This is a genomic window from Sinomonas terrae, from assembly GCF_022539255.1.
In the GTDB taxonomy this organism is placed as follows: Bacteria; Actinomycetota; Actinomycetes; order Actinomycetales; family Micrococcaceae; genus Sinomonas; species Sinomonas terrae.
Genome location: NZ_JAKZBV010000001.1, coordinates 1055593 through 1077953, shown reverse-complemented (window position 1 = coordinate 1077953; position 22361 = coordinate 1055593). Strand labels below are relative to the sequence as shown.

Annotated in this window: 26 protein-coding genes; 17 read left to right on the top strand and 9 right to left on the bottom strand. The window is 66.3% G+C overall.

Annotated elements, in window-relative coordinates; translation table 11 throughout:
- Positions 1 to 22 precede the first annotated feature (22 nt).
- The 16 genes from cpaB (L0M17_RS05020) (at position 23) to L0M17_RS04945 (ending at position 14267) form a co-directional block, all read left to right on the top strand.
- On the top strand, positions 23 to 775 hold the full coding sequence (cpaB, locus tag L0M17_RS05020; protein WP_241052252.1) for a Flp pilus assembly protein CpaB: 753 nt from the start codon (positions 23 to 25) through the stop codon (positions 773 to 775).
- On the top strand, positions 772 to 1977 hold the full coding sequence (locus L0M17_RS05015; RefSeq protein ID WP_241052250.1) for a CpaE/TadZ family protein: 1206 nt from the start codon (positions 772 to 774) through the stop codon (positions 1975 to 1977). Before cpaB (L0M17_RS05020) ends, L0M17_RS05015 begins: the two co-directional genes overlap by 4 nt.
- A 62-nt stretch (positions 1978 to 2039) precedes the next feature.
- Entirely contained in the window at positions 2040 to 3485 is a 1446-nt protein-coding gene (locus L0M17_RS05010; RefSeq protein WP_241052246.1) for a TadA family conjugal transfer-associated ATPase, read from the top strand.
- 4 nt (positions 3486 to 3489) lie between these two features.
- Positions 3490 to 4431 carry a type II secretion system F family protein gene (locus tag L0M17_RS22635; protein WP_241052241.1) on the top strand — a complete coding sequence of 314 codons (942 nt, stop codon included), beginning with the start codon at positions 3490 to 3492 and terminating at the stop codon, positions 4429 to 4431.
- Between the two features lie 10 nt (positions 4432 to 4441).
- On the top strand, positions 4442 to 5326 hold the full coding sequence (locus L0M17_RS05000) for a type II secretion system F family protein (protein WP_241052239.1): 885 nt from the start codon (positions 4442 to 4444) through the stop codon (positions 5324 to 5326).
- 16 nt (positions 5327 to 5342) lie between these two features.
- Entirely contained in the window at positions 5343 to 5522 is a 180-nt protein-coding gene (locus L0M17_RS04995; protein ID WP_241052229.1) for a Flp family type IVb pilin, read from the top strand.
- Positions 5519 to 6697: an acyltransferase family protein gene (locus tag L0M17_RS04990; RefSeq protein ID WP_241052221.1), complete on the top strand. Its 1179-nt coding sequence runs from the start codon at positions 5519 to 5521 to the stop codon at positions 6695 to 6697. Before L0M17_RS04995 ends, L0M17_RS04990 begins: the two co-directional genes overlap by 4 nt.
- 181 nt (positions 6698 to 6878) lie before the next feature.
- Complete coding sequence (locus tag L0M17_RS04985) at positions 6879 to 7088, top strand: Flp family type IVb pilin (RefSeq protein ID WP_241052219.1); 210 nt, start codon at positions 6879 to 6881, stop codon at positions 7086 to 7088.
- A 102-nt stretch (positions 7089 to 7190) separates the two neighbouring features.
- On the top strand, positions 7191 to 7562 hold the full coding sequence (locus L0M17_RS04980; RefSeq protein WP_241052217.1) for a TadE/TadG family type IV pilus assembly protein: 372 nt from the start codon (positions 7191 to 7193) through the stop codon (positions 7560 to 7562).
- Positions 7550 to 8608: a pilus assembly protein TadG-related protein gene (locus L0M17_RS04975; protein WP_241052215.1), complete on the top strand. Its 1059-nt coding sequence runs from the start codon at positions 7550 to 7552 to the stop codon at positions 8606 to 8608. The genes L0M17_RS04980 and L0M17_RS04975 overlap by 13 nt, the downstream gene beginning before the upstream one ends.
- A gap of 33 nt (positions 8609 to 8641) precedes the next feature.
- Entirely contained in the window at positions 8642 to 9361 is a 720-nt protein-coding gene (cpaB, locus tag L0M17_RS22630; RefSeq protein WP_241052213.1) for a Flp pilus assembly protein CpaB, read from the top strand.
- Positions 9358 to 10557 (top strand): CpaE/TadZ family protein, encoded by a 1200-nt coding sequence (locus tag L0M17_RS04965; RefSeq protein ID WP_241052211.1) that lies wholly within the window; start codon positions 9358 to 9360, stop codon positions 10555 to 10557. The genes cpaB (L0M17_RS22630) and L0M17_RS04965 overlap by 4 nt, the downstream gene beginning before the upstream one ends.
- Positions 10554 to 12020, top strand: coding sequence for a TadA family conjugal transfer-associated ATPase (locus tag L0M17_RS04960; RefSeq protein ID WP_241052209.1), 1467 nt, complete (start codon positions 10554 to 10556; stop codon positions 12018 to 12020). Before L0M17_RS04965 ends, L0M17_RS04960 begins: the two co-directional genes overlap by 4 nt.
- Positions 12011 to 12943 (top strand): type II secretion system F family protein, encoded by a 933-nt coding sequence (locus L0M17_RS04955; protein WP_241052200.1) that lies wholly within the window; start codon positions 12011 to 12013, stop codon positions 12941 to 12943. The genes L0M17_RS04960 and L0M17_RS04955 overlap by 10 nt, the downstream gene beginning before the upstream one ends.
- Before the next feature lie 10 nt (positions 12944 to 12953).
- Positions 12954 to 13844 carry a type II secretion system F family protein gene (locus L0M17_RS04950; RefSeq protein ID WP_241052199.1) on the top strand — a complete coding sequence of 297 codons (891 nt, stop codon included), beginning with the start codon at positions 12954 to 12956 and terminating at the stop codon, positions 13842 to 13844.
- A 24-nt stretch (positions 13845 to 13868) separates the two neighbouring features.
- The gene (locus L0M17_RS04945; protein WP_241052197.1) at positions 13869 to 14267 is read left to right on the top strand and encodes an Hpt domain-containing protein; all 399 of its coding nucleotides are present in this window, start codon (positions 13869 to 13871) and stop codon (positions 14265 to 14267) included.
- A 41-nt stretch (positions 14268 to 14308) separates the two neighbouring features.
- On the opposite strand, the gene L0M17_RS04940 is transcribed toward L0M17_RS04945, so the two are convergent.
- Positions 14309 to 15130, bottom strand: coding sequence for a response regulator transcription factor (locus L0M17_RS04940; RefSeq protein ID WP_241052195.1), 822 nt, complete (start codon positions 15128 to 15130; stop codon positions 14309 to 14311).
- Between the two features lie 129 nt (positions 15131 to 15259).
- On the opposite strand from L0M17_RS04940, the gene L0M17_RS22625 reads away from it, so the two are divergent.
- Complete coding sequence (locus L0M17_RS22625; RefSeq protein WP_241052192.1) at positions 15260 to 16918, top strand: sensor histidine kinase; 1659 nt, start codon at positions 15260 to 15262, stop codon at positions 16916 to 16918.
- Positions 16919 to 16977: 59 nt separating this feature from the next.
- On the opposite strand, the gene truA is transcribed toward L0M17_RS22625, so the two are convergent.
- The 8 genes from truA to L0M17_RS04895 all read right to left on the bottom strand — a co-directional run bounded on the left by truA (position 16978) and on the right by L0M17_RS04895 (position 22274).
- Positions 16978 to 17916, bottom strand: coding sequence for a tRNA pseudouridine(38-40) synthase TruA (truA, locus tag L0M17_RS04930; protein WP_241052188.1), 939 nt, complete (start codon positions 17914 to 17916; stop codon positions 16978 to 16980).
- Positions 17917 to 17961: 45 nt separating this feature from the next.
- A complete protein-coding gene (gene rplQ, locus L0M17_RS04925; RefSeq protein WP_241052134.1) occupies positions 17962 to 18540 on the bottom strand; it encodes a 50S ribosomal protein L17 in 579 nt (192 codons plus the stop codon).
- A 63-nt stretch (positions 18541 to 18603) separates the two neighbouring features.
- On the bottom strand, positions 18604 to 19614 hold the full coding sequence (locus tag L0M17_RS04920) for a DNA-directed RNA polymerase subunit alpha (RefSeq protein WP_043120111.1): 1011 nt from the start codon (positions 19612 to 19614) through the stop codon (positions 18604 to 18606).
- 126 nt (positions 19615 to 19740) lie between these two features.
- The gene (rpsK, locus tag L0M17_RS04915) at positions 19741 to 20145 is read right to left on the bottom strand and encodes a 30S ribosomal protein S11 (protein WP_043120112.1); all 405 of its coding nucleotides are present in this window, start codon (positions 20143 to 20145) and stop codon (positions 19741 to 19743) included.
- A 34-nt stretch (positions 20146 to 20179) separates the two neighbouring features.
- Complete coding sequence (gene rpsM, locus L0M17_RS04910; protein WP_077491066.1) at positions 20180 to 20557, bottom strand: 30S ribosomal protein S13; 378 nt, start codon at positions 20555 to 20557, stop codon at positions 20180 to 20182.
- 181 nt (positions 20558 to 20738) lie between these two features.
- The gene (rpmJ, locus tag L0M17_RS04905) at positions 20739 to 20852 is read right to left on the bottom strand and encodes a 50S ribosomal protein L36 (protein WP_011775570.1); all 114 of its coding nucleotides are present in this window, start codon (positions 20850 to 20852) and stop codon (positions 20739 to 20741) included.
- Positions 20853 to 20916: 64 nt separating this feature from the next.
- Complete coding sequence (gene infA, locus L0M17_RS04900; protein WP_011775571.1) at positions 20917 to 21138, bottom strand: translation initiation factor IF-1; 222 nt, start codon at positions 21136 to 21138, stop codon at positions 20917 to 20919.
- A gap of 284 nt (positions 21139 to 21422) precedes the next feature.
- Positions 21423 to 22274 carry a type IV toxin-antitoxin system AbiEi family antitoxin domain-containing protein gene (locus tag L0M17_RS04895; protein ID WP_241052131.1) on the bottom strand — a complete coding sequence of 284 codons (852 nt, stop codon included), beginning with the start codon at positions 22272 to 22274 and terminating at the stop codon, positions 21423 to 21425.
- Positions 22275 to 22361 lie beyond the last annotated feature (87 nt).

Here is a 22361-nt window from a genome sequence, read left to right as displayed (position 1 = left end):
GAGAACCCGCCTACTGGGAGGCGTGGCTGCTCTGATTGTCGCAATCATCGGCACCGTCCTTCTCATTACCTACGTCAACGCGGCTGATAGCCGCGCCCTCGCCGGAGTTCAGACCGAGGACGTCTATGTTGTCCAGAAGCTGATTCCCGCCGGCACCCCGGCTGCCAACCTCGGCGACTACGTAAGCAAGAAGCCAGTGCCGAAGAACGCCGTTCCAGTCGATCCGGTCACCGACCTCACCTCGGTTCAGGGAAAGGTTGCCTCGGTCGCACTCCAGCCGGGCGAGCAGCTCCTGACGACCCGGTTCATTGACCCCACCAGCCTCACTCCTCCCGGTCGAGTCGCTGTTCCTGCAGGAATGCAGGAAGTGACTCTCAAGCTGTCCGCGGACAGGGTTGTAGGAGGCGACATTGCTGCTGGCGATACCGTTGGCATCGTCATCTCCTTCGCGAAGGAGGACGCACTTCCAGCGCAGACCCAGATGACCTTCAACAAAGTGCTCGTCACCGCCGTTCAGCTTCCCAGTGGGACTCTGGCCCAGGGATCGTCCGGATCGCCCACGCCCCAGGCTAGCCAAGGAGGCAGCGTGGCTGGTGGCAACGCCAACTCAAACGCGAGTACCGGTGACTATCTCGTCACCTTCGCCCGACCGGCTTCCGACATCGAGCGCCTTGTATACGCAGACCTCTACGGCCAGGTGTACCTGACCAAGGATCCTGCCTCCGCTGCCGACAGCAATTCGGCTCCCATCGACCGGACGAAGGTACTGCGATGAGCCGCTTCGCACTGGTCACCGCTGAACCGGATTTCGACGAACGAGTTCGCCTCGCCGCTGCCGGTCTCCCAGGGACGTTACAAGCTTTCAGAGCTGATTTCCTCCCTTCTACCATCGACGACATGTTCGGGCAGCTCGTGGGTGAGCCCCTGGAGGTGCTGGTCCTAGGCCCCGACCTCCCCTCGTCGGATGTGCTCAACTTCGCCGCGGCCGTCGATGTGCGATCACCTCATGTCAGCGTCATGTACGCAGCCGACGCATCGCCGGATCTCGCTCTCGCTGCCATGCGCTCCGGTGTCCGGGATCTGGTGACGCCCAATGCGGACATCGACACGCTCCGTGTTCACCTTGAGCAGGCCGCCACAGCGGCGTCCTATCGCCTCTCGAGTGCAAGTGCCGTTCAGCCTGGGGCCGGTGAGAATACGAGTCAGGGGCGTGGACGCGTCATCACCGTGATGTCACCTAAGGGCGGAGTGGGGAAGACGACAATCGCAACCAACATCGCGGTCGGCCTCGCCAAGAATTCCCCGATGTCGGTGGTGATCGTCGATCTGGACCTGCAATTCGGCGATGTCGCGAGCGGCCTTATGATGAAGCCCGATCGGTCCATCGTCGACGCGGTTGGCGGACCTATGGACTCCCTGTCGCTTAAGACCTACTTGGTCCCCCATGCGACGAAGCTCTATGCACTCTGCGCTCCGCTCAATCCAGCCGACGCTGATCGAGTCTCCGCAGAGCAGGTAAGCGAGCTCATCTCGCGGCTGGCCTCAGAATTCCAATACGTCGTCATCGATACGTCGCCGGGCCTCGGCGAGCACGTCCTCGCCGCCCTGGATCAGGCGACCGACGTCGTGTGGGTCTGCGGCATGGACCTTCCCAGCATCAGAGGACTCAAGTCGGGCCTCGAGATCCTGAACGAACTCGACATGCTTCCCGAGCATCGCCACGTCGTGGTGAATATGGCGGACCGGAAATCAGGGATCACGGTTCAGGACATCGAGGCAACGATCGGCGTCCCGATAGATGTGATTCTCTCGCGGTCCAAGGCCATGCCTCTGGCCACTAATCGTGGCGTTCCCGCTCTTCAAGACGGCATACGCGATGCCACTGTGAAGGGCCTCCGGAAGCTCGTCGAACGGTTCCACCCTTCTTGGGAAGAACGGAACCGTCGGCAAGTCCATCGGCGGGTGGTGTTCCAGTGAGCCTCAGCGATCGTCTCCACTCAGCCCGAAACCCAGAACGTTCCGCTCCCTCCCAGAAAGTAGTGGCGGAGCTGGCTGCGTCGGTCCTTACTCCGCCCACAGGCATTCCGCTGATCAACGTGGCGGAGGCAGGCGGCTCGACCTTGAGCGTGCGCCGGGATGCCGCTGTAGCGGCTGAGGCCGAAGCCCGACTTGCCGGCAACCGACCACTTGGGAGCGTTCGAAGCAGTCAGGCGCTCCGGGAACTCAAGGAAAAGGCGACAGCGGAGCTCTACGAGCGAGTTGGGAGCCGCATTGCCGACTCCTCACTGAATGAGGCCGAACTCCACGACTACGTCCGCACCGAGTTGCGCGATGTAGTCGCTACCCAGGATGTCCCGCTCACTTCAAGTGAACGCGAACGGTTCATCAACGAGGTCATGGACGATGTCCTCGGTCTTGGGCCGCTCCAGCGCTACCTCGACGACCCGAGCATCACAGAGATCATGGTCAATAGGGCCGATCAAGTGTTCGTAGAGCGCGGGGGCCGTCTACAAGCAACCGAGACGACCTTCACGTCAGAGGAACAGCTGCGTCGCGTCATTGACCGGATCGTCTCGCGGATCGGACGCCGGGTGGATGAGTCATCCCCTCTCGTGGACGCACGCCTCGCCGACGGATCCCGCGTCAACGCCATAATCCCGCCGCTGGCCGTGAACGGTGCAGCCCTCACTATCCGGAAGTTCTCAAAAGACGCGCTTTCGGTCCACCGACTTATCGAGTTGGGATCGCTGAGCCCGGAGATGGCCGAGCTGCTCCGGGCATGCGTCGAAGCGAGGATGAACGTCATCGTCTCTGGTGGTACGGGCACTGGAAAGACAACGCTGCTAAACGTCCTGTCGTCCTTCATCCCCTCAACGGAACGTATCGTCACGATCGAAGATGCGGTTGAGCTTCAGCTCCAACAGGACCATGTTGTTCGGTTGGAGAGCCGGCCACCGAACATTGAAGGCGTGGGGGCGATTACGATTCGTGATCTGGTCCGCAACTCTCTGCGTATGCGGCCCGACCGCATCGTGGTCGGTGAGGTTCGTGGTGGCGAGACGCTCGACATGCTCCAAGCGATGAACACCGGTCACGACGGTTCTCTCTCGACCGTCCACGCCAACACGCCGCGCGACGCGATCGCGCGTCTCGAAACACTAGTGCTCATGGCAGGCATGGACCTCCCGCTCCGCGCGATCCGCGAGCAGGTCGCATCGGCGGTGAACCTCATCGTTCACCTGACCCGTCTTCGGGATGGAACCCGACGAGTAACCCACGTGACGGAAGTGCAGGGCATGGAGGGCGACATAGTCACCTTGCAGGACGCCTTCCTCTTCGATTTCAGTGCAGGCGTTGACGCCAATGGCAGGTTCCGCGGGAAGCCCATCCCCACCGGCGTCCGTCCGCGGTTTACCGAACGCTTTGCGGATCTCGGCATCAAGATCAGCCCGAACATCTTCGGCCAACAGTTCGGAAGGGTGTGAGACTGTGGATTCCCCTACTGTTCTCATCGCTGGTCTAATAGCGGCATACGGGGCAATTTTCCTGTTCGTCTTCATGGTCGCGAGATCCCGCCGAGTCGTGCCGCTCGACCGCCGTCGTCCCGAGGCCCAGGGCTCCGCGTCTGCACTTTCCAAGCTCACCGAAGGCGCGCTAGGTGCGATCAACAAGGGTTTGAAAGGACGACAGCTCCGCCTTCTGTCTGCGGACAAGTTCGAACAGGCGGGACTCCGTATTCGGGCAGCTGACTTCTTGCTCATGTGCGGCGCCGCGTTCTTCGCACTCGGTATCGTCGGATTTCTGCTTGCGGGCCTCGGGGTGGCCCTCCTTCTAGCACTCGCAGGGCCTGCCGGACTCTTCATCTGGCTCAATATGAAGGCGTCGCGCCGGCAGTCAAAGTTCGCCGAGCAACTCCCGGACACACTGACGATGCTGGCGGGAAGCATGCGCGCCGGACATAGTCTGCTCCGAGCGCTCGACGGTGCTGCCGAGGAGTCCGAAGGTGCCATGGGCGAAGAGCTCCGGCGTGTAGTCAACGAGACGCGCATTGGACGCGACCTCATCGAGTCCCTGCTTGACACCGCAGCTCGAATGAAGAGCCAGGACTTCCTGTGGGTGGCACAGGCGATCGAAACGCAGCGAGAAGTTGGCGGCAACCTCGCCGAACTTCTCGTAAACGTCAACGACACAATCATGGATCGAACCCGACTTGCCCGTCAGGTAAAAGCGCTCAGCGCCGAGGGAAAAATGTCGGCCGGGGTTCTAGTCGCGCTCCCCATCTTCATGCTCGTCATCATCTGCTTCATGAATCCAAGCTATGCCGCCATTTTCTTCACGACGCTGCCCGGATGGCTCATGTTGGCGGCCGTTGCAGTGATGCTGACGATCGGTACTTTCTGGCTTTCTCGGATCATTAAGCCGAAGTTCTGAGGAAGGACCCATGTCTGTCACCGTCGTTGGATCAATCGCAGCCATCATCATTCCGATTACCTACCTGACTTGGTCGTTCGTCGGAACGGATCGGACCGTTCGGAAGACAATCGAGCGCAACCTCGGTCTTGCCTCTGATGGGGGCGCCAAGAAGTCATCGCCCTCGTCCGTTCCTGGCATGTTAAACGAAGCGGCTCGTAGGATCACGACGAAGCGCTACACCGTCTGGCTCGACCACAAGCTCGCGGGGGCAGGACGGCCCAAGGCGTGGCCCCTGGACCGAGTGCTGGTGGCCAAGCCCCTCCTCGGCCTGCTCTGCTTCGCCCTCGGACTCGTCATGGTCCTGAAGAACCCAGGGACACAAGGGTTTGTCATCCTTTTTGCAGCCAGTGCCTTCGCCTACTTCGTGCCCGACATCCTTCTGAACAATACGGCTCAGAAGCGAAGAAGCGCGATGCAAATCGCACTTCCTAACATGCTGGACCAAATGCTCATCTCGGTCGAGGCGGGAGTCGGCTTTGAAGGCGCAATGGACAGGGCTGCCCAGAACAGCAGCGGTCCACTCGCCGACGAATTTGTCCGAACGCTTCAGGACATTCAAGTGGGACGCCCACGACGGGAGGCCTATCTGGACCTGTCCGAACGGGCGGCGTTCCCGGAGCTGCGCTCCTTCATTCGGTCCGTCGTTCAGGCGGATCAATATGGCATCGCGATCGCCAATGTTCTCCGCGCCCAGGCAGGTGAGATGCGTCTTAAGCGCAGACAGCATGCCGAGGAACACGCCATGAAGATCCCGGTCAAAATCCTGTTCCCCTTGGTCTTTGCGATCCTCCCCGCACTTTTTGTCATCATTCTTGGCCCCACAGTAATGAACATCTTCAAAGTCTTCTCGTAAGGAGAAGGTCATGGAAATGCCAGAACCAGTCTATCCAGATCAGTGCGACCGAGGAGCGACCGCGACTGAATACGCAATTCTCTGCGGCTTCATCGCGATGGTGATTCTCGCGGGAGTGATGCTCTTCGGCGCATCCCTCAGCGACTATTACAACCATCTCGTCGACCTCCTCAGGACTGGGCTGCACCTGCCATGACCTTCGCCCTGCCCGCCACGAAGGCTCACCTTCGACGGGCTCTCCGATCCGGAGTCCTCTCCCGGCACCCAGAACCGGGAGGGGACTCCGCCCTCCGGGATCAAAGTCGTCTCGACCCTTCCGCCAATGCGCTCAACGTCCTCCGGCTCCTCTGCGCGGGCGCCGTGGTCGTCTCGAACGCTTGGTGGCTTGGCGGATACGGGCCACAGCCTGCCCTCTTGGGCATCAAGCTAGGCACCGCCGGCATTCTGGGATTCTTCGCCATCTCGGGTTACCTGACTACCCTCAGCGCCCAGCGTGCATCGTCGTTCCGGGCATTTGCAGCCGCTCGCATTTCCCCTTTCTACGCCGGTCTGGTCGTTGCAGCACTTGCCGTAGCGTTCCTCGCCGCTCCCTTCGGCGCATTGCTAACAGGTGGCCACTACGACATCCGTTCCGCTCTGGAGTTCCTGGGCCTGGCATTCCTCGTGCTCAACGGAGTGACAACGACCCCTTCGATCGGCACCTCGTTGCAGGGCAACGTCGATTACCTCGATTGGAACGGGATCCTCTGGACTTTGACGTGGGCGGCACTCTGCTACGTGATCGTTGCCGGCATCGTCTTCCTGCTCCGTCGCCGCTCGGCCGAGCGGCTCGCACCCATGGTCATCGCGCTCCTCCTCGGGGCAACGACAGTCGTCGACAGCAGCCAGATCTTCGCCAAGGGTTTCGAACCCGACCGGACCGCGTTTGTGCTCCCCTTCATCGCCTTCTTTCTCGCCGGTTCCCTTCTCGCCTTCTACTGCGACCGAGTACGAGTAGAGCCACTCCCGGCGATGCTGGCCGCTGCACTCGCGTTCGCGTTTCTCATCACGGGCCTCGGCCCCGTTCTGACCGCACTCCCCCTGACTTATCTGCTCCTCGCCGCTGGTTCCCATCGGGCCCTCGCCCGAATCGAATTGGGACGCGACCTTTCTTACGGCATCTACCTCTACGGCTGGCCAGTCCAACAGCTGCTCGCCGCGCTGCACCTCCCGGCTTCCTTGCCGCCGCTCGGATATGCGGCTGCAGGCCTCGTCGCAGTCCTGCCTTTTGCGTTCCTAAGCAGCGTCTTCGTCGAGCAGCCCTCCCATCGGTGGCTTCGATCTCGCCCAGAGCGCCTGAAGACTCCGATGAAGCTCGCTGGCGCCCGGTAGCCTCCCAGCCATTCCCAAGCTCCACCCCAAGGAAAGCGCAGGAAAAACCCGCAGCCCGCGAGTTCCCCAAGGCTTCCCCGAGCTTCAAGCAAGATTCGTACCTGAGCTATGTCCGCGCTCCTAACTTTGATCGTGGAGCTGGTAACCGCCAGCGGAACCACCCCCCCAACAGGAGCCAGACATGCTTTCTCTTATCGCTTCCCTGCACGTCCTCGGCATCAAGGCCAAGGAGCGCTTCCTCTCCGACGAGAAGGGCGCGACCGCCGTCGAGTACGGCATTATGGTCGCCCTCATCGCCGTCGTCATCATCGTCGCGGTCACGCTTCTCGGCAAGAACCTCACCACGATGTTCAACAACGTCGCCGGGCAGGTTCCCACAACCAACCCGTGATTCTTTGAGGCCGCCCGGACCCGGCTTCGTGCTGGCCCCGGGCGGCTTCATCGTGCCCCGCACCTCTCGCACCACCCAAGCTTGAGTTCCAGAGGAGTCCCCATGCAGGCCCAGCACCGCGAACGCGGAGCCGCAGCAGTCGAGTTTGCGCTCGTGCTGCCGGCGCTGCTGTTGCTGGTGCTCGGCGTCCTCGACTTCGGGCGGATCTTCAGCGCCCAGCAGACGCTCACCTATGCGGCCCGGGCCGGAGCACGGGTCATGGTGTTGCAGAACAGCCAGACCGCGGCGGTGACGGCGGCCCAGAACGCGGCATCACCACTCGCCCAGCTGCCGTCGTCGTCATTCTCGGTCTCACCCACAACGTGCACGGCAGGCGCCCAGGTGACCTTCACCGTGAACTACACGTACAAGGGCACCGGCTTCTTCGGCACCTTCCCTCTTCAGGGGAAGGGGGTCATGCTGTGCGGCGGCTAGTCTCGAAGTGCAAGTCCATGTACGACGGCGGAGCGGACCGCGAGCGCGGAGCCGTCGCCGTTGTCACGGCCTTGCTTTTGGTCGTACTGCTCGCGGCAAGCGCCCTCGCGGTCGACGGCGGAATGCTGTACGGGAAGCAAGCCCAACTGCAGAGCGGTGCGGATGCTGCGGCAATCGCCGTCGCGCAGAAGTGCGCCGCTTCGCTCAGCGACCCACAGTGCGCGAGCACCTCGACTCTGGCGACCTCGCTCGCTCAGTCGAACATGTACCAAGCGCAGGCCGGCATCGCGTCGCTGACCGTCAACACGACAGCCCAGACGGTCACCGCCGCCACGCAGCCGCTCCAGCCGGGCATGCAGGCTGGTTCAGTTTCCCTGTTCCTCGCCCAGACGCTCGGGATCACGAGCGCCAAGGTGGGTGCGTCGGCAACCGCCGCATGGGGCAGCCCCAGCACGGGGGTCGCTCCCTTCCCGCTGGCCTTCTCGATCTGCCAGGTCCAAGGCATGATCAACGGCGCCTACCAGCTCCTCGAGAGCCACGGCTCGGGCGCTAATCCAAGCTGCAACTACGGTCCCTCTGGGGCAGTGGTGCCAGGCGGGTTCGGCTGGCTCGTCCAGGACTCGGGCCAGTGCGGGGCGACCATCAACATCGCACAGTCCGAAGGCGGCAGCAGCCCAGGAAACAGCGCGCCCTCCAACTGCGGCACGATCCTGGCGCAGTGGGTCGCGACCCTGAGCGCCGGCCAGAGGGTCATCGTTCTCCTGCCCGTCTTCACGGCAGTCACGGGCACCGGTTCGAGCGCCATCTATACCCTTTCCGGTTTCGCCGCCTACAGCGTGATCGGGTGGAATTTCGGCGGGACCAGCACAACGAACCCGAACAACTCCTACAACAACCAGAATCCGAACGGGTCCTCAGCCCTCAGCTGCACGGGCAACTGCACTGGCATCATCGGCCAGTTCGTCACGTTCGTCGCCCTCGACAACACCTACCAGGTTGGCCCCTCGACCCCCTTCGGCGCCACCATCGTTCGCCTCACCAACTAATCACTCCACCGAACCACCGAACTCAGGAGCATCGTGAAGTCCAGACTCGTTGCCGGCGCCGCCGCCCTTGTCGCGGCCATCCTCGGCGTCGTGCTGGTGATCTCATACGCCAACGGCGCCGACGCCCGCGCTCAGGCCGGAATGCAGCCGACCGACGTTCTGGTTGTCACGAAGGCAATCCCCCAGGGCACGGCCGCGGCGAACATCAGCGGCTCGGTGCAGCTCAAGTCGCTCCCGGCGAGCGCGGTCGCGCCGACGGCCTTGCACTCCCTCGACGGGATGTCCGGCAAGGTCGTCTCGGCGGCGATGCAGCCTGGCGAGCAGGTCCTCTCGGACCACCTGGCGGATCCGAGCACGCTCACGGCGCCCGGCTCGGTAGCTGTGCCGGCGGGCCTCCAGCAGGTCTCGTTCACGGTGAACGCGGACCGGGCGGTGGGCGGCAAGCTCCAGGCGGGGGACACGGTGGGCGTCTTCCTCTCGTTCGACCACGGCGCCCTCCCCAGCGGCGGCCCCGAAAGCACCGCGCTCGTGTACCACTCGGTGCTCATCACCTCGGTGCAGGGCGTGGCCCAACCCGTCGACAACGCCAAGCCAGCCACAGGAACCATCACGCTGACCGTCGCGGTCAACGACGTGGAGGCCACGAAGATCGTCTTCGCCGCCCAGTTCGGCACCATCTGGCTGAGCAAGGAACAGGCCAACCTCCCGCAGACCACCCCGAGCCCGATCGACCGATCGAAGGTGTACCAATGAGCCGCTTCGTGCTGATCACCCCGAGCCCCGACTTCGCCGAGCGCATGCGGGCGGCGATCGACGGCGCCCTCCCGGGCGGCGTGCACACCGTCGCCACGGCGGAACTCCCCGAGCAGCCCGAGCAGATCTTCGAGCTCCTCGGCGGCGTGCGGCCCGCCGTCGTCGTCCTCGGGCCGGGCGTGCCGCTCGAAGGCGCACTCCGCCTCGCCACGGTCTTCGACGTCCGCTTCCCCGATGTCTCCGTGCTGCTGGCGGCGGAAGCGGACGCTGAGCTCATGCTCCAGGCGATGAGGGCCGGCATCCGCGACGTGGTCTCGGCGAACGTCGAGCCCGAGCAGCTGCGGGTCATCCTCCAGCGCTCCGTGCAGACGTCCGAGGGACGACGCCGCGAGGCCACCGTCCCGACGCCGACCGACGATCACCGCGGCCGCGTCATCGGCGTCTTCTCCCCCAAGGGCGGCGTCGGCAAGACGACCCTCGCGACGAACATCGCCGTCGGGCTCGGCAAGGTCTCCCCCATGAACGTGGTGATCGTCGACCTCGACCTCCAGTTCGGCGACGTTGCCTCGGGCCTCGACCTCGACCCCGAGCACACCGTCACGGACGGAGTCTCCCGCGCGGCGGCGCAGGACTCGCTCGTGCTCAAGGCGTTCCTCACCCTCCATCCGGCCGGCATCTACGCGCTGTGCGCGCCCCGGGATCCGGTCGAGGCGGACCACATCACGCCGGAGCAGGTCTCACGTCTCATCCGCCAGCTCGCCGACCAGTTCGAGTACGTGGTCGTGGACACGGCGCCGGGCCTCGGCGAGTGCACGCTCTCGGCACTCGAGGAATGCACGGACGGCGTGTGGGTCACGGGCATGGACGTCCCCGGCGTACGTGGCCTGCGCTCGAGCCTCGACGTCCTGGGCCGCCTCGGTCTCCTGCCCGAGACGCGCCACCTCGTGATCAACATGGCCGATACGAAGGCAGGCCTGAGCGTGCGCGATGTCGAAGCGACCGTGGGCGTGCCCGTCGACGTGAGCGTCCCCCGCTCGCGGTGGGTCTCCTACTCGACCAACCGCGGCATCCCCGTCCTCCAGTCCACCCGCCGTGACAAGGCGACGACGGCGCTCGGCGACGTCGTCGACCGGTTCACGCCAGCCGGCGCTGCCTCCGCACGCCGGCGTCTCCACCGAAGGGTTGTGGTCTCGTGAAGCTCTCCGAGCGCATCGGCATCGCCGAAGGCCGTCCCGTCCCCGCCGCCCCGTCGGCGCCCGCCGCTGCCGGGGGCACCGCCGTCGACGTCGTCGACCCCGTCGCGCCCGATCTCTCCGCGTTCGCCCTGCCCCCCACGCCGGGCGCCCCCAAGCTGCTGCCCTCGGACGCCCTCGCTGGCCTCAAGCAGCGCGCGGCGGACGCCCTGTTCGAGCGCATGGGCTCGCGCTTCGGCGACTCGGGCGCCACAGAGGAGGAGCTGCGCTCCGCCGCCCGCGACGAGCTCACGCACGTCATCGACGAGGAGCACGTCCCGCTCAGCGCCACCGAACGCTCGCGCCTCCTGCGCGACATCGAGGACGACGTCCTGGGCTACGGGCCGCTCCAGCGCCTGCTGGACGACGACGACGTCACCGAGATCATGGTCAACCGCCACGACCAGATCTACATCGAGCGCAAGGGCAAGCTCCAGCTCTCCGAGCTGCGGTTCACCTCCGAGACCCAGCTCCGCACGGTGATCGAGCGCATCGTCTCCCGAGTGGGACGCCGCATCGACGAGTCCTCGCCGCTCGTGGACGCGCGTCTCGCCGACGGCTCTCGCGTCAACGCCGTCATCCCGCCCCTCGCCGTCGGCGGATCCTCGCTCACGATCCGAAAGTTCGGCAAGATTCCGCTCACGGTTCGGGACCTCATCGGCTTCGGTAGCCTCACACTCGAGATGGCCGAGCTCCTGCAGGCGTGCGTCAAGGCCAAGCTCAACATCATCGTCTCGGGCGGTACGGGCACGGGAAAGACGACGCTCCTCAACGTCCTCTCCTCCTTCATCCCCGACGACGAGCGCATCGTCACGATCGAGGACGCCGTCGAGCTCCAGCTCCAGCAGGAGCACATCGTTCGGCTCGAGAGCCGGCCGCCGAACACGGAGGGCACAGGTCAGGTCACAATCCGCGACCTCGTCCGCAACTCGCTCCGTATGCGCCCCGACCGCATCGTGGTCGGTGAGGTCCGTGGCGGCGAGTCCCTCGACATGCTCCAGGCCATGAACACTGGCCACGACGGTTCGCTCTCGACCGTCCATTCGAACTCCCCGCGGGACGCAATCGCGCGTCTGGAGACCCTCGTCCTCATGGCCGGCATGGACCTTCCCTTGCGCGCCATCCGCGAGCAGATCGCCTCGGCCGTGAACCTCATCGTGCAGATCTCGCGCATGCGCGACGGCTCTCGCCGCATCACGCACATCACCGAGGTGCAGGGCATGGAGGGTGAGATCGTCACGCTCCAGGACGCGTTCGTCTTCGACTACGCGGCTGGCCTCGACGCGAACGGCCGCTTCCGCGGAAGCGCCATCGCGACCGGTGTCCGGCCCCGCTTCCTCGAGCGCTTCGAGGACCTCGGGATCAACGTCCGCCCCGGTATCTTCACCCCGCCTCAGCGAGATCAGGAGCAGCAGCCATGGAAGTAATGCTCGGCTGCGGCCTGATCCTCGCGGGCGGCCTCGTCTCGGCGATCCTCGTACTCCGTCCCGGCCACCGGGCCCTGCCCGTCTCGCGGCGGCGGCCCATCGTCACCGACAGCGAAGGAGCGTTCAGCCGGGCCGCCACCGGCATGGCAGACGCCCTCCAGGGGTGGATCTCCGCGCGTCGGCTCCGCGTCGTCTCCCCCGAACTGCTCGACGTCGCCGGCCTCCACGTGCGTCAGGCCGACCTGCTCATCTGGGTCATCGCCGGGATGGCCGTCGGCATCGCGCTCGGGCTCCTCGGCGGCAGCCTCGGGCTCGGCCTCCTGCTCGCCATCATCGCCCCGCTCGTCCCTCACCTCGTGGTGCGGTTCCGCATCTCGGGGCGCCGGAAGAAGTTCGACGGACAGCTCTCGGACACGCTGAACCTCCTCGCAGGCGGCCTCCGGGCCGGCCACAGCATCCTGCGGGCCATCGACGCGGCGGCCGCAGAGAGCCCTCAGCCGACCGCGCACGAGATGCGCCGCGTCGTCCACGAGACGGCGCTAGGGCGCGACCTGCTCGCCTCGCTCGAAGACACCGCGTCGCGGATGGACAGCCAGGACTTCGTGTGGGTAGCGCAGGCCATCCAGATCAACCGCGAGGTCGGCGGCAACCTCGCCGACGTCCTCGACCAGGTCAACGAGACCATCCGAGAGCGCAGCGAGATCAAAGGCCACATCTCCGCCCTCGCCGCAGAAGGCAAGTTCTCCGCGTACATCCTCATGGCACTTCCGGTTGGCATCGTCGTCATGCTCATGATGGTCAATCCCACCTACATGACCCCGATGTTCACGAATCCGCTCGGCTGGGCCATGATCGCTGCCTCGATCGTCCTCATGGGCATCGGCGCGTTCTGGCTCCGCAAGATCATCCAGATCAAGTTCTAGGAAGAGACCGATGGGCATTCCCCTTTTCGCAGCGGCCCTCGTGGGCGTCGCCGTCGCGGCGCTGCTGTGGTCCCTGCTCTCCGTGGATCGGCGCGAGGTGCGCGCCATCCAGACCAACCTCGGACGCGGCATCGCGCCGGTCGGAGCCGCTCCCGAATCGGGTTCCAGTCTCAGCACCGTGTTCGAGCGGATCGCACGCCGGCTGACGCCCGCGGCCTACGTGCGCCGGCTCGACAGGCTCCTCGCCCTCGCGGGACGCCCTGCGTCCCTCCCGCTCGGGCGGCTGCTCGCCGCGAAGCCGGCCCTCGCCGTCGTGGGCGGCGTGCTCGGAATGCTCATCCTCTCCCTCGGCTCCGCACCGACATTCCGGCTCATCGCACTCTTCCTGGTGATCCTGGGGTATATGGTGCCGGACCTCATGCTGCTCAGCCGGGGCATGGAGCGCCAGAAGACCATCCAGACGGACCTGCCCAACACCCTCGACCAGCTGCTCATCTCCGTCGAGGCGGGCCTCGGCTTCGAAGCCGCCCTCTCGCGGGCGAGCTCGAACGGCAAGGGGCCGCTCTCGGAGGAGCTCGTGCGCACGCTGCAGGACATGCAGGTCGGGCGGTCACGGCGCGAGGCCTACCTCGGCCTCGCCGAACGCACGACAGCCCCGGAGGTGCGCACGTTCGTGCAGGCCATCGTCCAAGCCGATGCCTACGGCATCGCGATCGCCCGGGTGCTGCGCATCCAGGCCAAGGCAATGCGCGTCCGGCGCCGCCAGCGCGCTGAGGAACAGGCGATGAAGCTTCCCGTCAAGGTGCTCTTCCCGTTGCTCTTCTTCATCTTCCCGGTGCTGTTCATCGCGATCCTCGGACCCGCGGTCATCAACACCATCGCTACTCTCTCGGGGCGGTAGCGTATGAGCCGGAAGGAGACGGTCATGATGGCACCCGGTATCCCGTCCGAAGACACGGGGAACGCGCTGCCGCTTGTCGACCCCATTGCCCTGCGGGTCCTCGCCGAGGATGTGGGCCCGGAGTCGGCGGCGTCATTCGCGCGCGACTTCGTGCGCATCTGGCCCCGCCGCCGCGACAGCCTCAGCGCCTCGCTGGGGCGGGACGATTACGACGCCGCGCACGACGCCGCGCTGAGCCTGCGGACTTCCTCGACCATGGTGGGCGCCGCGCGTCTCGCAGGCCTCGCCTGCGACCTCGAGCGGCGGCTGCGCGCCGAGGGCACCGCAGCCGCGGCGCGACTCCTCCCCCAGATCGTCGAATGCGGCGAACGCACCGTTGCGGTCTTGACGGCGGACGACGGCGGGAGCTCGCCGCAGGCCTGAGCGTGTCCTGCGTGGGGGGGCTGGCTAGGTCGGGCTGAAGCTCAGGACGTCGCCGGCGCCAGCCGGTACCCCACGCCCCGCACGGTGACGAGCCATCGGGGCTGGCGCGGATCGTCCCCGAGCTTGCGCCGCAGGTTGCCGAGGTGGACCTCGACGGCGCGCTCGTCGGCCTCGCTCACGTAGGAGTCCTCCCGGAACCGTTCGCCCCGCGAGACGCGCACGAGGTCGGCCCGGGAGATCACAGCGCCGCCAGCCCGCAGAAGCGCGTGCAGGAGGTCGAATTCCGTGCGGGTGAGCTCCAGTTCCTCGCCCGCGAGCATCGCCGTCCTCGTGCGCGGGTCGAGCGTGAGCCCCCGGTGGCGGAACAGCGGGTCCGGCCGGGGCGCCGTCGCCCGTTCCTGGACTGGGCGCCGGAGGTGCGTGTTCGCGAGGGTCGGTTCGGAGGCTGTGGTCGCGGGAGTTGGCGCGACGGGCGATGGGGCCGCAACGCCACCTCGGGGCCGGCGCATCATGGCGGCGATGCGGGCTCGGAGCTCGCGGGGCCGGAAGGGCTTCGTGAGGTAGTCGTCGGCGCCGGACTGGAGCGCGAGCAGCGTGTCCGGCTCCTCGTCGCGCGCGGTGAGCATCACGACATACGCATCGCTCGCCGTCCTGATCCGCCGGAGGACCTCGAAGCCGTCGATGTCCGGCAGGCCAAGATCGAGCGTCACGACGGCCGGATCCTCGCGCCGCGCGATCTCCGCGCCTTCCCTGCCCGTCGCGGCACTCATCACCTCGAATCCCGCCTGCCGCAGGACGTCCTCGACAAGATGTCGTACGTCGTCGTCATCCTCGACCACCAAGGCCACGCCCAAGTCGTCCATCGCTGTCTCTCCTGTCCCCGCATCGACAGCCCTTGTCATTCAAGGGTATATCTCATGTCATATTCTCATTACTGGGGCAAATATGACATCAGACGATGTGTCATAAGGGGGTAGAGGGAAGGAGACTACGTGTCCGCGAACGAGCAAGTGGTCGTTCAGCGCGCGCAGCGATACCTCAAACGCCTCCGTTCGACGTCCCGAGTTGCACTGTGGCAGCTCCCGCTCGTTGCCGCAATCGTCATCGTGGCCGTCGCTGCGCCCGGGCCGTGGAGCAGCGAAGCGGCGCGGCCGCTCATCCTCGCGGGGTTCATCCTTGTGTGCGCAACCGGCGCCGCATGCCTCACCGCTCCATGGGACCGACTCCCCGAACAGACCGTCCTCCTCATCCCGATTGCGGACCTCATCTCGATCGGCCTCATCCGCAACGCAGGCGACGGAACGCTTCAGGGGCTCGGCACCCTCGCGATCTTCCCCGTCATCTGGATCGCAGTCTCGATGCGCTCCGTCGCGTGGTCGCTCGTCACGTGCTTCGTCGGGCCGCTCCTCATCTCCATCCCCACGCTCACCGAAGCGGTCCGGCGCGGGATCCCTGCCAGCGCAAGCTACTCCCTCCTGCTCCCGGTCCTCATGCTGATCGTGGCCATCGCGATCCGCGCGGCGACTGCAGGCCTCCGCGTCCAAGAACGCCTCCTCCGATCCCAGCGGGAGCAGCTCCGCGCACTGCTGGCCGAGTCTCAGTCCACTGAACGGCTCCTCTCGACGATCCTCGACGCCGTCAACGTCGGCATCGTCGCGATCGGGCCCGACGGCCTTCCCGTCCGCTCGAACCGCCGGTTCAAGGAGGTTCTGGCCGCCTCGGGCTGGCTTCCCGCGATGAGCAACGGGCAGGCCAAACTGCCGTTCCTGGCCCGGGACAAGCGCACGCCCGTTACGCGCGAGCGGTGGCCCCTCGTCCGGGCGGCCGCGGGGGAACGGATCGACGGCGAGGTGTACTGGCTCGGTTCAGGGCCGGACGCGATTGCGGTCTCCGTCGTCGCCCGCCCCATCGAGGGCCCCGAAGGCGGTGCCGTCGTGGCGTTCGGAGACGTCACCGCACTTGCCGCCGCTGCCGACGACAAGGCCGAACTCGTCCGGACGGTTGCCCACGAATTCAAATCGCCGCTCACGGCCGTCCTCGGGAACCTCGACCTCGTTCTCGAATCCCACCAGCTCACGCCCGATGACCGGCTCCGGCTCGAAGTCGCCGAAAGGAGCGCCGAGCGGCTCCTGGACCTCGCGGCGGACCTCGTGGCGTCGTCGTCGAACGCCATACCGGTGCGCCTCGGCTTCGCGGACCTGCGGCCCGTCCTCGAGGGCCGAGCGGACGCCGCGCGGCTCTCCGCGGTCGCCGCCGGGGTCCAGCTCGTCGTCGAACTCGAGGATTCGCTCTGGGCGCGCATCGACCCGCTGCGCGTCGGGCAGGCCGTGGACAACCTTCTCTCGAACGCCATCAAGTACTCGCCCGACGGCGGCACGATCACGCTTCGCGCGACGCATTCGGACGGCTGGATCGCGATCGAGGTCCGCGACAGCGGGATGGGCATCTCGGAAGACGAGCGTGAACGGATCTTCGAGCGCTTCTTCCGGACGTCAGAGGCGCGGCGCTCGGACATCCCCGGCGTCGGCCTGGGCCTCGCCCTCTGCAGCTGGATCGCCGAGCGGCATGGCGGGCGGCTCGAAGTGGTGAGCGATCCCGGCTGCGGGAGCGTCTTCACGCTCTGCCTGCCGGCTTCCGGACCGTCCGACTAGGCCTGCTGGCCGTCCGACTAGGCCTGCTGGCCGTCCGACTAGGCCTGCTGGCCGTCCGACTAGGCTTGCTGGGCTGGGTCCCTGAGCGCGCGCGTCTGCTCGGCGCGCGCAGCAAGCGCCTCCGCCGTCTCGGGGTAGCCGACCTCTTCGAGGACGAGTGGATGGGCCGGAGCAAGCTTCGTCTTCGCGTCACGGACTCGGGCGAGCATCCGCTCGTGCAGCCACTCGGGGCGTTCGAGGCCCTCCCCCACGCGCAGCGCCGAGCCCACGAGGGCCCGGACCATGTTGTGGCAGAAGGCGTCCGCCCGGATGTGGACCACGACGACGCCTTCGGGCGTGCGCTCGAACGAGAAGTCCTGCAGCTCGCGCACCGTGGTCGAACCCTCGCGGGGCTTGCAGAACGCGAGGAAGTCCTGAAGGCCGAGCAGCTGGGCGGCCGCTCCGTTCATACGCCCGACGTCGAGCGCGGCCTTGTGCCACAGTGTGATCCCGCGGAGCGTCGGGTCCCAGTGCTCCGGCCGGTCGGCGATGCGGTACGAGTAGCGGCGCCACAACGCTGAGAAGCGGGCGTCGAAGCCCGTGGGGGGCACGACGGCGCGGCGCACCTCGATCGCGCCGGTCGCCTCGCCCAGGACGCGGCTGAGGGCACCTCGCAGCCGGCGGGCGAGGACATCCTCGGGCCCGGCGTCAGAGCGGCGCGGCAGGTTCGCCCACTCCTGGTGGGTCAGGTCTGCGTGGACCACTTGGCCGCGGGCGTGGACGCCGGCGTCGGTGCGACCGGCGACGACGACGCGAAGCTGACGGCGCAGGATCAGGGCGAGCGCCTCCTCGAGAGACCCCTGAACCGTCCGCAAGCCTGGCTGCACGGCCCACCCGCTGAATGGGCCGCCGTCGTACGCGAGATCCAACCGCACACGGACGGCCTGCGGCGTTTCGGCGCCAGACGCGGGAAGGCCCCCGCTCCCAGAATCGGGAACGGGGGCCTTCTCTGCGCTCATGCGCCCCAGTCTATCGGCGCCACGGGTGACGCCCGACGGCAGGACTTACTTGGCTGCGTCGCCCTCGGCCTCGTTGGCCTCAGCCTCAGGAGCCGTCTCCTCGGCGGGAGCCTCGGTGGCCTCCGCCTCAGGGGCGGTCTCCTCGGCAGCAGTCTCCTCGGCGGGAGTCTCGACAGCCGGCTCAGCCTTCGGAGCCGCGGCACGCTGGGCAGCGCCCTCGGCCTCCCTCACGACAGCCTGCTTCGCCGAAACCGGCTCGAGCACGAGCTCGATGACCGCCATGGGGGCGTTGTCGCCCTTGCGGTTGCCGATCTTGGTGATGCGGGTGTAGCCACCCTCGCGGTCGGACAGCTGCGGCGCGATCTCCGTGAAGAGCTCGTGGATGATGCCCTTGTTGGTGTTGGTGCGGGCCGAGATGGCGGCCTGGACACGGCGGCGCGAGGCGAGGTCGCCACGCTTCGCGAACGTGATGAGGCGCTCCGCGACCGGGCGGAGGCGCTTGGCCTTCGTCACGGTCGTGGTGATCCGCTTGTGCTCGAAGAGCGCAGCGGCAAGGTTGTTGAGCATGAGGCGCTCGTGCGCCGGGCCACCGCCCAGACGCGGACCCTTGGCGGGTGCAGGCATAGTAGTTTCTCCTCGGGTGGGCCGCCGCCGGGATACACCCGGTGGCGGTCAATTCATGGTGGCTTAGAGGTCGTCGTCGCCGTACGGGGCCTCGTCCTCGTCGATCGCTGCAGCGCGAGCGGCGAGATCGAAGCCTGGAGGCGAGTCCTTGAGGGAGAGACCGAGCTCGACGAGCTTGGCCTTGACCTCGTCGATGGACTTGGCACCGAAGTTCCGGATGTCCATCAGATCGGCCTCGGAGCGCGCCACGAGTTCACCCACGGTGTGGATGCCTTCGCGCTTGAGGCAGTTGTACGAGCGCACGGTCAGGTCCAGGTCCTCGATCGGGAGGGCCATGTCCGCAGCGAGCGCGGCATCCGTCGGGGACGGACCGATCTCGATGCCCTCAGCCGCCGTGTTGAGCTCGCGGGCGAGGCCGAAGAGCTCGACAAGCGTCGTGCCCGCGGAGGCGACGGCGTCGCGCGGCTTGATGGCCGGCTTCGTCTCGACGTCCACGATCAGGCGATCGAAGTCGGTGCGCTGCTCGACACGAGTCGCCTCGACGCGGAAGGTGACCTTCAGCACGGGCGAGTAGATCGAGTCGACCGGGATGCGTCCGATCTCCGAGTCGGCGGACTTGTTCTGAGCTGCCGAGACGTAGCCGCGGCCGCGCTCGATCGTGAGCTCGAGCTCGAACTTGCCCTTGGAGTTGAGCGTGGCGATGTGCAGATCCGGGTTGTGGATCTCTACACCGGCCGGCGGGGCGATGTCCGCCGCGGTGACGACGCCCGGGCCCTGCTTGCGCAGGTAGGCGACGACCGGCTCGTCCTGGTCGGAGGAGATGGACAGGCTCTTGAGGTTCAGGATGATCTCGGTGACATCTTCCTTGACCCCGGGAACCGTGGTGAATTCGTGCAGCACGCCGTCGATCCGGATGCTGGTGACTGCAGCCCCCGGGATCGAGGACAGCAGGGTGCGGCGCAGCGAGTTGCCGAGCGTGTATCCGAAACCGGGCTCCAGCGGCTCGATGACGAATCGGCTGCGGTTGTCGGACACCACTTCTTCAGACAGTGTGGGGCGCTGTGCAATAAGCACGTAGTTTCCTTTCAGCGAGCATCCGCTATATGACGCAACACAGATGGATGGAAAACGGTCTGACTAAGTAACCGGCCTCTGGCCGGCCAAGGTTCCCCTCAGCCGGCCAGGACCTTCGACAACCAGTTAGACGCGGCGGCGCTTCGGGGGGCGGCAGCCGTTGTGTGCGCTCGGGGTGACGTCCTGGATGGAACCAACCTCGAGGCCCGCGGCCTGAAGGGCGCGGATCGCGGTTTCGCGGCCCGAACCCGGGCCCTTGACGAACACGTCGACCTTGCGGAGGCCGTGCTCCTGCGCGCGCTTCGCGGCGGACTCTGCGGCCTGCTGCGCGGCGTACGGGGTCGACTTGCGCGAGCCCTTGAAGCCGACCTCGCCGGCCGAGGCCCACGAGATCACAGCACCCGAGGGATCCGTGATCGAAACGATCGTGTTGTTGAACGTGCTCTTGATGTGCGCCTGGCCGAGCGCGATGTTCTTCTTGTCCTTGCGACGCGGCTTGCGGACCGAGGTCGCACGAGTCTTCGGGGGCATGAGTACTCCTACTTCTTGGTGACGCTAGCCGCGATCAGCGGCCGGCCTTCTTCTTGCCGGCGACGGTCCGCTTCGGACCCTTGCGGGTACGGGCGTTGGTCTTGGTGCGCTGGCCGCGGACCGGGAGGCCCTTGCGGTGGCGCAGGCCCTCGTAGCTGCCGATCTCGACCTTGCGGCGGATGTCGGCGGCCACTTCGCGGCGGAGGTCACCCTCAACCTTGTAGTTGCCCTCGATGTAGTCACGCAGCTGGACAAGCTCAGCGTCCGAGAGGTCCTTCACGCGGACGTCCGGGCTGATGCCAGTGGCAGCGAGCGTCTCCTTCGCACGGGTGCGACCCACGCCGTAGATGTAAGTGAGCGCGATTTCCAGCCGCTTTTCGCGGGGAATGTCAACGCCAGCGAGACGAGCCATAGTGGCGGTTCTCCTTGTGTTGTCCGGAGGTCGTAGGCAGTACACCCGCACTGTCAGTACGGCCCCAGCCTCCGGGCCGGGGGTTAGCTGTCCGGGCTCTGTTATTCGTCCCAGCGCAGCTTGTGCTGCCTTCTCTAGTTATTGCGTGGGCGCCGTCCGAGCTGTCTCCTCCTAGGAGGAATCAGCCCTGGCGCTGCTTGTGGCGCGGGTTCTCGCAGATCACCATGACCCGACCGTTGCGGCGGATCACCTTGCACTTGTCGCAGATCTGCTTGACGCTCGGCTTGACCTTCATGGCATTCCTTTGCGTGTTCTGCAGGTGGTCAGCATGACCGGCCAGGTGCCCCTGGCCGCGCTGCTTACTTGTAGCGGTAGACGATCCGGCCGCGGGTCAGGTCGTAGGGGCTGAGCTCCACCACCACGCGATCCTCCGGGAGGATACGGATGTAGTGCTGACGCATCTTCCCGGAGATGTGTGCGAGCACGACGTGCTTGTTCGTCAGCTCAACGCGGAACATCGCGTTGGGCAGCGCTTCAGTCACGACGCCCTCGATCTCGATGACACCGTCCTTCTTGGCCATAGCCTCCGCTATCTGTTGTGCCGCCGGGCACAGGTGCGCCCGGTGGTCGTCTATGGTTGATTCGACTAGCGGCAGCTCCCCGAAAAGGGCACAGCTGGGCCGACAGCCAACAAACAACTGTACGCCAGAGCGGCCCGGAAGTTAAATCCGCCTATCGTACACGCGATCCCCCGAGGGATCACGGCGCGTTGGAGTTTCACCAGCTTCTGCCGGGCACCAGCGGCGCGTCCCGCGTTCCCGGCGGTGAGTCCCGCCGTCGTCCCGCGCAAAAGGTGGTGGGACTCCTACAGCAGGTCAAGCCGCGGGAGCCCTCCGAGCGCGAGCCGCGCCTCCACGATCGCGCAGACCTGCCGCACCATCTCCTCCGGCCGGTGCACGATGTCCGAGTAGCCGAACCGGGCCACGGCGAAGCCGAGCGATTGGGAGACATTGTCGCGACGATAGTCCTTCAGGCGACGCTTCTTGCCCTCGTGCTCCTTGCCGTCGGTCTCGACGTCGACGCATCCCTCGACGAGCAGGTCCATCGAGCCGACGCCGCGGATGTCGACCTGAGCCTCGACGTGCAGCCCGGCGCGGCGGAGGTGGGTGCGCGCGAGGGTCTCGAGCAGCGACTCGGCGCCGACGTCGACCAGGTCGAGGATGCTTCTCGCGGCGGCGTTGCGACGCCCGGGCAGCCGGTCGCGAAGGAAGTCCATCGAGAAGCCCTGATGCGAGGCCGATTCGACCATGATCAGGGCTTCGAGCTCGGGCAAGCACTGAAGGGCGTGGAGCAGCACATCCGCCCTCGACGCGACCCACACGTCCGGCTCGCCCGGCAGCCAGGTCTTTCGGTGGATGACCGCGCGGTCGGAGGAGAAGGTGCCGTCCGGTCGCAGGAGGTGTACTTCCTTCGGGCGCCGAAGAAGCCAAAGCCCGTAATGCGCGGCGGCCGAGACGCAGGTCAACCGGGAGTTTGTGGCTGCGCACCGCACGAGCAGGGGGTCCGCTCCCGGAAGGGCGTAGATGCCGGGCCTTGGACGTTCGAGGAGGCCGGCCCTCACCGCCTGCGCCAGCTCCCGCTCCGAGATGCCCGCTTCGAGCAGCTGCCTCGTCCTGGCGACACCACCCCAGAGAGGCAGGAGCTGAGCTGGGTCCATGCCGCCATCGTGCCGCACCGTCGGGGGGCTATTGGGGCGTCGGAGGCGCTATGTGGATAACTTCCGCGTCGGAGTCTCACCATCTTT